The organism is Streptomyces endocoffeicus (assembly GCF_016741935.1).
GTDB lineage: Bacteria > Actinomycetota > Actinomycetes > Streptomycetales > Streptomycetaceae > Streptomyces > Streptomyces endocoffeicus.
Window position 1 is genome coordinate 143,691 of record NZ_JAERRG010000015.1, and the last position, 13,940, is coordinate 157,630.

The following is a 13,940-nucleotide window of genomic DNA, read 5'->3' on the forward strand; positions in this document are numbered from 1 at the left end:
AATGTGATGGCTGAGTTCCAGGTCAACGCCCATCGCTTCGACCCGTACAAGAACTTCAAGTTTCTGGTCCTCTGGGACGGTCGTACGGTCGCGGGCATCAGCAAGATCAGTCCGCTCAAGCGCACCACCGAGGTCGTCAAACACCGCAACGGCGGCGACCCCAGCTCACCCCGCAAGTCCCCGGGCCGGTCCGAGTTCGAGGGGATCACCCTGGAGCGCGGCGTCACCCACGACCCCGAGTTCGACCGCTGGGCCAACAAGGTCTGGCAGGTCGGCGCGGGGCTCGGCTCCGAGGTCTCGCTCGCCGACTTCCGCAAGGACATCGTCATCCAGGTCCTCAACGAGGCGGGCCAGGTGGCCGTCTCGCACAAGCTCTACCGGACCTGGCCGAGCGAGTACCAGGTCCTGGGCGAGCTGGACGCCAACGCCAACGCGGTCGCGATCCAGAGCCTGAAGCTGGAGTGCGAGGGCTGGGAGCGGGACTACGAGGTGCCGGAGCCGGAAGAGCCCTCGTTCACGCATCCCGCGTAGGCGGGGGACGGGGACGGGGCGCGGGACGGCGGACGGGAGCGGCTACGGCTGTGGCATGTCCAGGGCTCTGGCGCGGCTACGGCTGTGGCGCGGCGGCGGCGGTCACCGCGACGGCGACGGTCACGGGTACGGGGGAACGGCACGGCACGGCACGGTACGGGGAGCGGACGGCCTGAGAGATGGGGAACACGGGGCCCGCGGAGCTGCTGGCCATCTGGGAGCTGGGGCTGGCGCACCACGGCCCCGGCCGCGCCCTGCTGCTGCACCGGGCGGCCCGCCCGGAGACCGCGGCGGACGAACTGCTGTCGCTGCCGGTGGGCGAGCGCGAGGCGGATCTGTACGCCCTGCGCCGCGCGCTCTTCGGCGAGCGGATGCAGATCCGGGCCGAGTGCGGTGGGTGCGGCGAGGCCATGGAGTTCGACCTCGACGCACGCGACCTGGGCGTGCGCCCGGGGGAGCGGGACGGCCCGCTCCGGGTGGAGGAGGGCGAGTGGACGGTCGAGTTGCGGCTGCCCACCGTCGCCGACGTGGAGGCCGCCGCGCAGGCGGCGGCCGAAGCGGGCGGGCCCTTGGGCGCGAACGGGAACGTGGGCGTGGACGCGAACGTGGGCGTGGGCGCGAACGGGAACACGAACACGAACGGGAACGGGAACGTGGGCGCGAACGGGAACGTGGACGCGGGCACGAACGCGAACCTGGACGCGGCCTCGGACTCGTACGGCGGCGAGTCGGACTCGTACGGCGGCGAGGCCGAGCGAGAGCCCACCGCCGCCACCCGCGCCCGCCGGGCCCTGCTCGCCCGCTGCATCGTCTCCGTGCACCGTTCGGGGCGGCCCGTCGCCGCCGACCGCCTCCCCGCGGCCGAACTGCCGGAGCCGGTGCAGCGGCGCCTCGCCGAGGCCGCCGAACGCGCCGACCCGGCGGCCGATGTGACGCTCAACGTCGCCTGCCCCGAATGCGGCGAGGCCACCCGGGCCGAGCTGGATATCGCCTCCTACCTCTGGGCCGAACTCGACCACTGGGCCCGGGACCTGCTCCTCGATGTCCACCTGCTCGCCACCGCATACGGCTGGAGCGAGCCTCAGATCCTGGCGCTCAGCCCGCTGCGGCGCCGTTACTACCTGGAGCTCTGCGCAGATGGCTGACTACTTCGACCGGCTGCTCGCGCGGCACGCCCCCGTCCCCGTACCCGGGCCGGCGGCGGGCGGCGGCGCCGGCGACCGCCCGGTCCGGGTACGGCCGCGGCTGCCGGGCCCGTACGAGCGGATCGAGGCGCTACGAGGGGAGTCGCCGCTTCCGGAGGAGCCCGCGCCTGCCCGGGTGTCCCCGCCAACGGCGGCCGACCGCCACCAGGAGGTGGTCCGGCACGACCGCGAGGTCAGGACCGACCGGCACACCGTCGTACGCGCCGAGCCCACACCGTACGAGGACGTGGAGCGGCCCGCCGAACCCCTCGCCCCGGCACCGCTGTTGCTCCCCAGCACACAGATCGCCGCCAGGCCGAACCCGCTCGCTCCCGACGCCCCGGCCACCCGGCGAGGCACCACGGCGTCCCCGGCGCCCGACGCCACACCGACGGCCGCCCGGCCCTCGCCCGGCTTGCCGTCCGCGGACGTGTGGTCCGCGGTGGCCGCCGCGCCACTGCGGCCCCGCGCGGCCGACCCCGCCCTCGGCCGCGAGGCCGCGCGGCTCCCCGCCGGGCGGCGCCGCGCCCGGTCCGCCCAGCGCACGGTGCACGTCCAGATCGGGCGGCTGGAGGTCACCGCCGCCGCCCCGCCCGGCGCCGACCGCGCCACGGGCGCCCGCGCCGGAACGACGGAACGGCGCGCACCCGCGCTGAGCCTGGAGGACTACCTGGCCCGCGGCGAGAGGAGGGACTGACACCCATGAGCAACGGACTCGCCTTCGCGACCGTCACCCAGGCCCTCGCGCTGCTGATCGCGAACAATCTGCGGCCCGAGATCGACATCGCGGTCACGGTGGACACCCGGAGGCCCCCGCCGGAGCCGCCCACCGAACCGACCATCAACATCTTCCTCTACCAGGTCACCCCGAACGCCTCGATGCGCGCCACCGACCTGCCCACCCGCGCCTCGGACGGCACCCTGCTCAAGCGACCGGCCGCGGCGATGGATCTGCACTACCTGATCAGCGCGTACGGCGAGGAGTCCGAACTGGTCGGGCAACGCCTGATCGGCACCGTGGTGCGCATCCTGCACGAGATCCCGATGCTGCCGAAGGACGTGATCGAGGAGGCCGCCCGGCGCTCGTACCTGACGGGCAGCGACCTGGCCGAGGCGGTGCAGCGCATGCGCTTCACCCCGACGCAGATGGACGTGGACGAGACCTCCAAGCTCTGGGGGATGCTCTACCAGACCCCGTATGTGCTGTCGGTCTGCTACCAGGGCTCGTTGGTTCTGATCGAGGGGCGCGAACGCCCGGTCCCGGCGAAGCCGGTGGAACGGCCCACGGTGCGGGTGCTGCCCTTCGGCGCGCCGGGAGCACCGGAGCCACCCACCCTGCCGGGGACGGAGCCGGAACGGTCCGGGGAACCCGCCGAGGCGGAGGCAGAGGCGGAGGCGTCGACGGAGGCCGAAACCCCGTCGCCCGCCCAGCCCACCACGAGGCGCCCCGCCGCCGCGAAGACGGCCGCCGCCAAGACCGCCAAAGCGGCCAAGACCGCGAAGGCGGCCGCCACCAAGTCGGCCGCGACCAAGACCACGAAGTCCGCCGCCGCCAAGTCCGCCGCCACGCCCGCGCGTACACGCAAGGCCACGCCCCGGCGCCGCGGTGGCCGTACCGAGGACACGGAGAGCTGAGGCACACGGTGGGGGAGAAGGGGGTGGACGACAGCATGGGTACGCGGAATGGCCGAAGCGGCCGCGCATCGGCGGCCAACGAGGCCAGTGCGAGCGCGGACGCCATCGCGGCCGAGGACGGGCAGGCGCTGGCCGCCGCCGTTCAGGCCGTGCTGGCCCGCGTCGACGCCCACGCCCGCCGCGCCACCTCCAACGGCTCCCGGCCCGACGCCCCCCGACACGCTGCCACGGGCTCTGGCTCCGCCCGTACAGACGCCGCCGGCCCCGGTGCGGTCCGCCCTGGCGCCACCAGCGCAGTCGCCTCCAACGCCGCCGCACCGGGCGCCACCACCATCGACGAGCCCACGGCCCCGGCTGACGACAGCCAAGGCCACCACCGCCAGATGCCGGACGGGAACCGTACGGACCGTCCCTCCGCGCCCTCGGACACCGTCGCCCAGCCGCCGCACGCGGAAGACCGCGAGCAGCCCGCTGCCGCCCGCGTCCGGAAGGCGATTCCCGGCCCCGCCACGCTCGACGCGCTCGTGGCCTGTTTCGGCCTCAGCGCCTTCGAGCGCCAGCTCGTTCTGCTGGTGGCGGCCGCCGAGCTGGACCCCACCGCCGCCGCGCGGTGTGCCGCCGCCAGCGGTGATCCGGCCCGTGCGTACCCCACCTTCTCACTCGCCCTCGCCGCGCTCGACGAGCCGCACTGGAGCGCGCTCACCCCCGTGTCCCCGCTCCGCCGCTGGCGGCTCATAGACCTCGACGACGAGACCCGGCTCACCACATCACGCCTCCGCATCGACGAGCGCATCCTGCACTTCCTGGCCGGATCGCCCTACCTCGACGCCCGGCTGCACGGGCTGCTGCGCCGTGCGCAGCCCCCGCGGACCCTGCCCCCCTCGTACGACCGGGCGGCGGACCGGGTGGCCGCGGGCTGGAACGAGTCGCGTCCGGAGGCCCCGCTGCGGGTGGAGCTCGTCGGGGGCGACCTGACCACCCGTACGGACATCGCCACCGCGGCCGCCCGCCGCACCGGGCTCGCGCTGTACGTCATGGCCTCGGACGACGTCCCCACCGACGCGGCCGAACGCGACCGCCTCGCCCGCCTCTGGCAGCGCGAGGCCGTTCTGCTGCCCGCGGCGCTCCTGCTGGAGGTCGGCGAGACGGACCGGGAGCAGACCGCCGCCACGGACGCGTTCATCGACGGCGCCGCCGTGCCCCTCGTCGTCTCCAGCGAGGACCCGCGCCGGACCGGCCGCCCGCGCGGCGAGCGCGTCACCGTGCCCGGGCTGGACGACAGCGAACAACTCGCCCTCTGGGCGGACGCCTTCGCCGACATCCCGCAGATCGAGGAGACCCATCTGCGGTCGCTGGTCGCCCAGTTCCAGCTGCCGCCGCACATCATCCGCTCCGCGGCCGCCGCCGTACGCCGCGACCTACCCGCCCCGGACACGGGCACGGACGCCGACACGGACGCACTGGACCCCACCGAACTCGCCTGGCGCGCCGGGCTCATCGAGGCGCGCATCGGCCTGGACGAACTGGGCCGCCGGATCGAGCCCGAGGCCGCCTGGGACGATCTGGTGCTCGCCGACCACCAGGCGCGGATCCTGCGCGAGATCGTCGCCCACGTACGGCAGCGCGCCACCGTCCACCAGGAGTGGGGCTTCGCCGCGACACTCCGGCGCGGCCTGGGCGTCACCGCCCTCTTCGCGGGCGGCTCCGGCACCGGCAAGACCCTCGCCGCCGAGGTGATGGCCAAGGAGCTGGGCCTGGACCTCTTCGTCATCGACCTCTCCCAGGTGGTCAGCAAATACATCGGCGAGACCGAGAAGAACCTGCGCAAGGTCTTCGACGCCGCCGAGCGCGGTGGCGCACTGCTGCTCTTCGACGAGGCGGACGCGCTGTTCGGCAAGCGCAGCGAGGTCAAGGACAGCCACGACCGGTACGCCAACCTGGAGGTCAGCTATCTGCTGATGCGCATGGAGGCGTACCGGGGCCTGGCCATCCTCACCACCAACATGAAGAAGGCCCTCGACCCGGCCTTCATGCGCCGGATCCGCTTCGTCGTGGACTTTCCCTTCCCCGGCGAGAGCGAGCGCGCCGAGATCTGGCGCCGGGTGCTCCCCGCGCGAGCGCCGATGAAGGACATCGACCCCGAACGCCTCGCCCGACTCACGGTGGCGGGCGGCTCGATCCGCAACATCGCGCTCTCGGGCGCCTTCCTCGCCGCCGAGGAGGGCGACCGCCTCCAGATGCGCCACATGCTGGCGGCGGCGCGCACCGAGTACCAGAAGCTGGACCGTTCGCTCACACCCTCGGAGGTCACCGGATGGGTCTGAACGACCGGATGCGCCTGAACGACCGGATGGGTCCGAACGAGCAGCCGAGCGCGGTCCAGGTGGACATCGGCGAGCTGACTCTGACCGGCTTCGGCGCCGGAATCGACCCGGACCGGGTCTCGGTGGCGTTCCAGACCGAGCTGACCCGCCTCGTACAGGAACGCGGCGTACCGCTGGCGGCGACCGGGGACGGCAAGGCGATCGAGGCCCTGTCCGACCTGCCCCCGCTCCCCGCCACCACCTCCCCGGCCCGGCTGGGCGAGGCACTGGCCCGGGCCGTGCACGCGGGCCTGTCCGGAAGGGGGCGGGAGGTGACATGAGCAACGCACCGTCCATCACCCAGGACGACCGCGCGTCCCAGTCCGCCAAGCGCCGCAAGCGCAAGGAGCGGACCGGCAAGGCCCGTGCGCCCGAGCCCAAGGACATCGTCAGCGGCGCCGGACAGCCCCTCGACCCGAGCGTCCGGCGCGACCTCGAGGAACAGCTCGGCCACGACCTCAGCCAGGTCCGCCTGCACACCGACCGTGACGCGGGCCACCTCACCGAACTGCTGGGCGCGGACGCGGTGGCGGTCGGCCAGGACATCTTCTTCCGCGAGCACACCTACCGCCCCGGCACAACGGACGGCCAACGCCTCCTCGCCCACGAACTGCTCCACACCGTCCAGAACCCCCACGGCCTCGGCACCCTGCGCGCGGGCCGCGACCTGGGAGCGGTGAGCCTGCCGCAGGACGCGATGGAGCGCGAGGCGGAGGGCACGGCGCGGGAGCTGGCACGCGGCGGGCAGCCGGACACCGAGATGGAGCCGCAGGCGTCCGCGACCCCGGGCTGGCTCCGCTACGCCACGGTTGACGCCGACCGCAACCGTATGGAGAAGCTCGACCCGGCGACCCTGGTCGACCGCCTCGCCAACAGCGTCGTCCGCTCCCTGCGCGGCGACCCCGAGGACCGCTCCAAGCGCACCCGTATGCAACTGGCGCGGATGCCGGACGAGGTGCAGGACGCCGTCCTCGACCGCCTCGAGAGCAGGCTCCTCAGCTCGGAGCACGAGCGGGTGCTCGACTTCGTGGACGAGATCGAGGCGGACGACAACCTGGAGCGGGAGTCGCTGGCCGCTCCGGAGGTCGAGCCGGACCCGGTCGAGGAGCTGCTGCTCGAGCGCGAAACGCGGCGGCGGAGGGCGGAGGAGCGCCGCGAGGAGGAGCAGCGCCCGGCGCCCGCGCCGGGCCCGGAGAAGGACGAGCCCGCGGGGGAGGACGCGCCGGGCAGCACGCCGCAGAACGGCGGGGGCGCGCCCGAGAAGGCGGGCCAGGGCGGGAGCCAGGAGCAGCGGCCGGGCGCCGACGCGGGACGCGAGGGCGGAAGCCCTGCGTCCGACGGGAAGTCCGAGGGCGGGCAGCAGGGCGGCGAGAAGAAGGCCGAGGGCTCCGAGAAGAAGGACGAGGACTCCGAGAAGGGGAAGGAAGCAAAGGGAGGCAAGGAGGGGGCGGGGAAGGAAGGACAGGAGCAGCAGGGCGTCGCGACGCCGAGCAAGGAGGAGTCGGCGGCCAAGAACCGTCCGGGCGCGGTCGATTCGCTCGTGGCGGGTCAGCAGCTGAAGCAGCAGGACAAGCGGGGCGCGGACAAAGCCACCGGTTCTCCGATGGCGTCCGGCAAGGACACCCAGCTGCCCGGTGCGTTCTCCACGCTCGACGGCATACGTGCCCAGGATCTGGACGGCCCGGAGGAGCGGGCGGAGGAGGATCCGTTCGGCTCCGGCAGTGAGTCGGAGGTCGAGGTCGGGGGCGAGGAGAAGAGCGCCTGGGACATCAAGCTCCAGCCGGAGGACTTCCTGCCCGAGCAGGACCTCGACGTGTCCGGCGTACCGACCGCGGACACGCTCGATCCCTCCTCATCTGCCACCCCTCCCGCCCCGTCGTTCCCCGCCCCGCCGGTGACCAAGGCCGACAAGGTGCAGGCCGAACGGGACGCGGAGGACGCCGAGGACGAGGCGGAGGACGCCGAACCCGAAGAGGATGCTGCCGACTCGGCCGCCGACGCCGAGCCGTCGGCGGACGCGGACGACGGCGCGGCGGCAGGCGGCGGGCTCGGCGGTCTCGCCGTGGAGCAGGCCGCCGAGAGCCGACCGGGACCGGCCGCGACACGCGACCCGAAGAGCGGCGCCGACCCCAAGGACGGGCCCGTCGTCGCGCAGACGACGGTGCAGGAGGCCGCGGGCAGGTCCGAGGACGGCGGCGAAGCCACGGAACAGGCCGCGAAGGAGGAGAAGGGCACCTCCGCAGCCGGTGACGGGCCGGGCGGTGCGCAGGAGAAGGCATCCCAGCAGGCGGTGGGCGGTCAGGCGGCGCAGGAGCCCGCGGCCAAAGCGGAACAGAAGAAGGCGGACGCGGAGCCGGCGGCCAAGAGCGAACCCACGGCGGACGCCAAGTCCCCCTCACCCGCGCGGGACACCCAGGTCACGGGCGGATCCAACGCGGATACGCCCGGCGGAGCGAGCAGCGGGGCGCAGAGCGAGCAGGGCGCGCCGACGGAGCGTATGGAGACCCCGGCGGAGGAGTCGGCGCCGCCCGCACCGGAACCGAAGAAGACCGCCGACCCTGCACCCTCGCCACCGAAGGAGACGTCGGCACCCAAGTCCGCGTCAGGAGCGAAGCCCACAGCGCCCAAGTCGGCCCCGGCCGCCAAGACACCGCGCGGCGGTGGTGGCGGCGCGGGCGGAGGCGGTGGCAAGGCGTCTGCTTCCGCCAAGGGCAAGAAGAAGAACTCCGGACCGGCCCCGAACCTCTCCCAGGTGTCCCCGGAAGCGGGCCTGTCCACCGCGTCCAGGCTCAAGCCCCATGTGGCGCTGCAGGCCATGACCGGCGTAGGCGGCTCGGTGAACCGCACCGTCGGCGACGAACACAAGGCTCTCGCCGCCGCCCCGCCCTCGATGCAGCGTCCGGCAGGCGCCCCGCAGACCCTCCAGGGCAAGCCGAAGACCGACGCCCCGGCTCAGTACTCGCAGGATCCGGCCCAGAAGTCCGAAGCCCCGGAGAAGGAGGACGCCAAGGTCGAGGGCGCCAAGGAGCCCGAGGGCCAGATCGAGGCGGAGAAGGCCGAGGAACCCAGCGGCTGGGACACCTTCAAGATGGCCCTGGGCTTCGGCGTCGGCAAGCTCCTGAGCTGGGCCGGTTTCAAGGTGGACGCACAGGAGTTGGCCGCCAAGTTCGCCGGGCTGCCGACCAAGGACGAGGCACTCAAGCAGGCCCAGGCGGGTAACGCACCGGGCGTAAAGATGCAGGGCGCCGCCGACCAGACGGCTGGCGAACAGGGCTCGGCCGTCGACACCAAGGGTCAGGAAACCGTTGCCACGGGGCGGGACGACGCCGGCCGTCGCATGGGCGAGGACCAGGTCTACCCCGACGCTCCCAAGGAGCAGATGGAGGCGAAGGTCCCTGGCCAGCAGGGCGGCGGAGGCGGCGGTGCGCCCAAGGGCGGTGCGACGACAGGCGCCGTTCCGCCCGAAGCCGCTTCGGAAGTGGCGGAGCACGAACGCGGACCGCAGTTCCAAGCCGCCTTCTCCGACGGCCAGAAGACTATGTCCGAAGGCCGAAAGGCCAAGGATGGCGACTTCCGGAATGGTCAGCAGAAGCACAAGCAGCAGGTCAACGCGGAGATCGCGACCAACACCAAGAGCCAGGCGAGCGAGCGTCAGAAGGCGATGACGGAGGTCACCGCCAAGCGTGCGGACTGGCGTACGGAGCAGGACAAGGAACTCCAGTCTCTCGGCGACAAGAAGACCGAGCGCCACGAGAAGATCCGCAAGGACGTCAAGGACAAGGAAGAGAAGACCGACAAGGACGTCGGCAAGGAGAAGGACGACAGCGACAAGAAGATCCAGGACAAGAGCGACCAAGCCGAACGGGATGCCGAGAAGAAGCGCGACGCGAGTGCCAACGAGTCGGGCAACTGGGTCAGCAAGGCTTTCGACTGGATCAAAGACAAAGTCATCGAGATCAAGAACGCCATCGTCCGCGTCATCAAGGAGGCGCGTGACGCGGTCGTCGGCTTCATCAAGAACTTCAAGGAGACGGTCGAGCGCTGGATCAACGACGCCCGTAAGGCGATCGTTGACGCGATCAAGAACTTCATCAATGACCTGATCGAGTTCGCCAAGGCGATGGTGCGGGCCGTCATCGACCTGGCCAAGCGCATCCGGAACTTCATCACGGGCCTGATCAACGCCGCGATCGCCCTCGTCAACAAGCTAGCCACGATGCTCAAGCAGGCCATCACCGACCTGCTGAACGCCCTCGGCAAGCTGCTGAGCAGCATCCTCGACGTCCTGAAGAAGATGCTGCTCGACGTGGTCAAGGCCGTCGTGGATGCGGTCAAGCAGGTCCTGGACTTCGCTTCCAAGCTGCTGGGTGCGCTCGGCGACTTCATGCTCATCGCGGTCGACTTCCTCACCGACCCCGGCGGCTGGCTGAGCGGTGCGAAGAACTCGGCGGTGGACGGCGCGAAGAACCACCTCTTCCGCGAGGTCAAGTCGGCCGTCAAGGAGTGGTTCCAGTCCAAGATCCAGGAGATTATCGGCGTCCCCAAGGCCATCCTGGACAAGCTGTTCAAGGGCGGCTTCACGCTGGAGCAGATCGTCAAGGAGACGTGGGACGCGATCGTCCCCCAACTCCCCTTCATCATCGGCGAGATCGTCATCACGAAGGTGATCGCCAAGCTGATCCCGGGAGCGGGCTGGGTGATGGCCGTCATCGACGCCATCCGCACGGCCATCGGCTCGCTCGGCGCGATTCTGCGTGCGATGGGCGCGGTCCTCGACTGGCTGAAGCTCGTCCGCATGGGCGGCGCGGGCATCCTCTTCGCGAAAGCGGTCGCGGCGGGCATCGTGGCGCTCCTGGAACTGGCCTACCAGGCGCTGCTGTCCGGCATCGGCAAGTACGTCGCGAAGGTGGGCCGGCGCTTCAAGGCCATCGCGGCGAAGCTGGGCCAGGGGAAGGGAGGCAAGGGCGGAGCGGGCGGGAAGGGCGGCGCGGACGGGGAGGGCGCGGACGGTCGGGGCGGCAAGCCGGGCGACGAGAAAACCCAACACCCGGCCGAAACGAGCGCCCCGACGACGCGCCCAACGACGACCACCAAGCCGAAGCCCGGCACCGAACCGACCCCCAAGAAACCCACAACGCAATCGCAGTCGCGGCCGAAACCCACCAGGCCCGAGACCCCCGGCAGGCCCAAGCCCACACCTGACACCAAGACCCCGGCTCCCACGACGAAGGACAAAAACGGCAAACCCAAGCCGACCGAAGACCGCCCAGACACCCGCCCAACCCCGGTCGCCAAACCGAAGCCCGAGCCGAAACCCCCAGCCAAGCCGAAGCCCGAGCCGCAGACCAAGCCCAACCCCAAGGACGACAAAACCCCGAGTAGCCCCAAGGACGACAAGGGCCCCGACGACCGGCCGAAGAACGACGACAAGCCCTCGCCCAAGGACCCCAAGGACCCGGACCCCACCAAGCCCAGGCCCGACAAGGACGACCCGAAGAAGCCCAAGCCGGACAAGGACGGCGACAAGCCAGGCCCCCGAAAGCCCAAACCCGACAAGGACGGCCCCGGCAGGCGCCCGAACAAGAAGGGCCCCAACAACCGCAAGCCCCATCCCGACAAGAGCGGCCCGGGCAGGCCCAAGTCCAAGCCGGAAAAGGATAGGCGCAAGAAGGAGGACGACTCGAAGGACTCCAAGGATGCGCGACTGCAGAAGATTTTATCGCGCATTCGTCCCCGGATCCAGGGCGCGCTGACACGTGGCACGACTGGCATTCCGTTCCGGCTTTCGCTAATGGCGATGCGCGCGTGGTATCGACTCACTTCGCTGGAAGCAGAGAAGTCAGGATCTCAGCGAGATATCCTGGCGAGGCTAAACCCCAACGGCACTGCCGGATCTGCGTACGTGCCATCTCCACAGGAAATCCGTTTAATCATCCAGCGAGCGGTGACGGAAGTCCTCCAGCAGGAGAGCATAAATAACGCGGCCCAGCGTATCAATGATGAGGAAGCCTTCCTGTCCGATGACCCGAGAGAGACGCGCGACATCCCCATCGAAGACCTTCCCCGCATCTCGCATGGAGCAGACTTCCCGGGCGCAGTCAGGCATATGTTGGACCGGGGGGCACATATTCCCCGCTCGATGATGGCTTACACAGTCGGGCGCGAGGACGAGAGTGAACAGGGTAGAAACAGAAACGTTAGGCAGAGGGTATTTGACTGGCACGCTACCCCTCATCCCACCAACTCGGAAGTGAAGGGAATAAAGTCATATCCGATCCTCTTCGGGACGTTGAGGCGTGTGTGGGACAAGATCTCGCGTCGAGTGAACAGGAAACTCAAGAGAGCTCCTGACTTGGATCCGGATGCGATCAGTGCATTGAAGTCGCTTGATCGCAAGGATGCCACTATTGCCCAATTGATGCAGAACTTCCTTGAAACTGGGAAGTGGCCCCAGGATGTGCTCAGAAATGAGCGCGAGAAACTAGGACGTGTTGTCTACTTGATGTACGTGCGCGAGTCTGTGCGCGATCCCGAGAACGTGGCGCTTGCCCCCATGACTATCGACCTCATTGCTCGAGGTGAAATGACCTTCCAGCAAGCGTTCGCCGAGTTTGAAGGTAATGACGGCAAGAAGGAATCGCGCAAGCGTACGGGTGGAAGGGGTCGCTACCCTGCGTCCATGGAAGGCGCGGCGCCCGCCGCGAGGGGCCTGGTGGCAGAGGATAACAACCAACCTCTGCGCGTGGCAGACCACGGGACGGGGGAGGATCGGCGTGAGTTGGAGTGGCGCAAGGTCGACCTGGCAACTCGATGGTTCCAGGCTCAACTACGCTCCAGGGAAGAAGTCTGGGGTTCGACTCAGGACGATGTTGTGGAGTTCATCAAGAAGTTCATCCTCGAACATCACGGCCTGATCTAGTAAGGAAAGGAAACACATGTCGGCCACACGAATTGTACTGAGGCGAGGCGTGAGCAGGGATCGCGTAGGTTATGTCGCCTACGGTCAGAAGTGGCGCATCCAGTCGGTCACGCGCGAAAGCGAGTCGCCGCAGCGTCAGGTCTGGGTGACCAAGAGCGGCGACACGGTAATCACCTTTCTTGAAGATCCGTATCTCGAGCTGCGCTATGTCGTCGTCCAGGGTGCGCAAGTGTCGGAGATTGCGCACACTCTTCGTTCTTCGCTTCCCTGCTGGACCGTCGACGAAGCGCTCGAATTTCTTCGACAATCACGCACTCCCGATGAGAGGATCCACGGAATCTACCTCATTGCGGCTTCCGCCTCTAGTGAAGAAGATTCACGAGTCGTGGCCATATTTCAAAATCTTACGCATGATGAAAATCCTGAGGTGCGCCAAGCACTCCTCGTGGGTATGGGCTATTTGGAGAGTTGGCCGATCGTGCGCCATATTGCCAGCTCCATCCTTGAGAATGACCCCAACACCAGTGTTCGCCGCAGCGCTGAGTATCTACTGGAGGGGCTGGATCAGTCGAATGCGACCTGACGTTGGCCTAGAGTGACAGGAGGAGGGCCGCTCATGACCCGCTACGCCGACATCCCCAAGCCCATCCGCTCCGGAATAGTCCTCGTGGACCCCGACCGCGGCACCCCCCAACGCATCATCATCCTCCAATTCAACCCCGACACCCTGGAACGCTCCCTCTCCCCCCAATCCGCTGGCGACCAAGCCGACAGCGGCGGAGGCGGTAGCGGAAGTGGGGACAAGAACGAGGCGCTGCGCCTCAAGGGGCCCGCCCAGGAGACGTGGAAGTTCACGGCAGAGATCGACGCGACCGATCAGTTCGAGGTGGCCGCGCCCGACGGGATACACCCGCAGCTCGCGACGCTCGAAATGCTCGTGCAGCCGACCACCGCCAAGTTACGGGAGGCCATGCGGCTCTCCAAGAAGGGGACCATCGAGATCAGCCCCATCGAGATGCCGCTGACCCTCTTCACCTGGGGGAGTAAGCGGGTCATGCCGGTCCGGATCACCGAGCTGTCCATCAATGAATCGGCGTTTGACGTCAACCTCAACCCCATCCGCGCATCCCTCAGCATCGGGCTGAAGGTGCTCACCGTCAGCGACCTCCCCGCCGGCCACCGGGGCGCCGAGCTCTATCTCGCGCATCTCGCGCAGAAGGAGCGGCTCGCGGCGGCGGCCCGCGGAGGCGCGCTCAGCGCGTTGGGGTTGAACAGTGGGGACATCGGGCTGGGGAGGGTGTAGAAGCA

Annotated in this window: 9 protein-coding genes; all 9 read left to right on the forward strand. The window is 69.7% G+C overall.

Going from position 1 to position 13,940, the window contains the following annotated elements:
* Positions 1 to 6: 6 nt before the first annotated feature.
* The 9 genes from JK364_RS31895 to JK364_RS31935 all read left to right on the forward strand — a co-directional run bounded on the left by JK364_RS31895 (position 7) and on the right by JK364_RS31935 (position 13,935).
* Complete coding sequence (locus JK364_RS31895; RefSeq protein ID WP_059144851.1) at positions 7 to 531, forward strand: phage tail protein; 525 nt, start codon at positions 7 to 9, stop codon at positions 529 to 531.
* A gap of 179 nt (positions 532 to 710) precedes the next feature.
* On the forward strand, positions 711 to 1,676 hold the full coding sequence (locus tag JK364_RS31900; protein ID WP_201854818.1) for a T4 family baseplate hub assembly chaperone: 966 nt from the start codon (positions 711 to 713) through the stop codon (positions 1,674 to 1,676).
* On the forward strand, positions 1,669 to 2,412 hold the full coding sequence (locus JK364_RS31905) for a hypothetical protein (RefSeq protein WP_201854819.1): 744 nt from the start codon (positions 1,669 to 1,671) through the stop codon (positions 2,410 to 2,412). Before JK364_RS31900 ends, JK364_RS31905 begins: the two co-directional genes overlap by 8 nt.
* Before the next feature lie 5 nt (positions 2,413 to 2,417).
* Positions 2,418 to 3,350: a Pvc16 family protein gene (locus JK364_RS31910; RefSeq protein WP_201854820.1), complete on the forward strand. Its 933-nt coding sequence runs from the start codon at positions 2,418 to 2,420 to the stop codon at positions 3,348 to 3,350.
* A gap of 35 nt (positions 3,351 to 3,385) precedes the next feature.
* Positions 3,386 to 5,674, forward strand: coding sequence for an AAA family ATPase (locus tag JK364_RS31915; protein ID WP_201854821.1), 2,289 nt, complete (start codon positions 3,386 to 3,388; stop codon positions 5,672 to 5,674).
* Positions 5,665 to 5,994 (forward strand): hypothetical protein, encoded by a 330-nt coding sequence (locus JK364_RS31920; RefSeq protein ID WP_230992800.1) that lies wholly within the window; start codon positions 5,665 to 5,667, stop codon positions 5,992 to 5,994. The genes JK364_RS31915 and JK364_RS31920 overlap by 10 nt, the downstream gene beginning before the upstream one ends.
* Positions 5,991 to 12,632 (forward strand): eCIS core domain-containing protein, encoded by a 6,642-nt coding sequence (locus tag JK364_RS31925; protein WP_230992801.1) that lies wholly within the window; start codon positions 5,991 to 5,993, stop codon positions 12,630 to 12,632. The genes JK364_RS31920 and JK364_RS31925 overlap by 4 nt, the downstream gene beginning before the upstream one ends.
* Positions 12,633 to 12,681: 49 nt before the next feature.
* Positions 12,682 to 13,215: a HEAT repeat domain-containing protein gene (locus tag JK364_RS31930; RefSeq protein WP_201854822.1), complete on the forward strand. Its 534-nt coding sequence runs from the start codon at positions 12,682 to 12,684 to the stop codon at positions 13,213 to 13,215.
* Between the two features lie 33 nt (positions 13,216 to 13,248).
* Entirely contained in the window at positions 13,249 to 13,935 is a 687-nt protein-coding gene (locus tag JK364_RS31935; protein ID WP_201854823.1) for a hypothetical protein, read from the forward strand.
* Positions 13,936 to 13,940 lie beyond the last annotated feature (5 nt).

Bases quoted from the DNA above. Each gene is read 5' to 3' on its own strand.
- JK364_RS31925 (WP_230992801.1), top strand. From the start codon at position 5,991: ATGAGCAACGCACCGTCCATCACCCAGGACGACCGCGCGTCCCAGTCC.
- JK364_RS31920 (WP_230992800.1), top strand. From the start codon at position 5,665: ATGGGTCTGAACGACCGGATGCGCCTGAACGACCGGATGGGTCCGAAC.
- JK364_RS31935 (WP_201854823.1), top strand. From the start codon at position 13,249: ATGACCCGCTACGCCGACATCCCCAAGCCCATCCGCTCCGGAATAGTC.
- JK364_RS31895 (WP_059144851.1), top strand. From the start codon at position 7: ATGGCTGAGTTCCAGGTCAACGCCCATCGCTTCGACCCGTACAAGAAC.
- JK364_RS31905 (WP_201854819.1), top strand. From the start codon at position 1,669: ATGGCTGACTACTTCGACCGGCTGCTCGCGCGGCACGCCCCCGTCCCC.
- JK364_RS31915 (WP_201854821.1), top strand. From the start codon at position 3,386: ATGGGTACGCGGAATGGCCGAAGCGGCCGCGCATCGGCGGCCAACGAG.
- JK364_RS31910 (WP_201854820.1), top strand. From the start codon at position 2,418: ATGAGCAACGGACTCGCCTTCGCGACCGTCACCCAGGCCCTCGCGCTG.
- JK364_RS31900 (WP_201854818.1), top strand. From the start codon at position 711: ATGGGGAACACGGGGCCCGCGGAGCTGCTGGCCATCTGGGAGCTGGGG.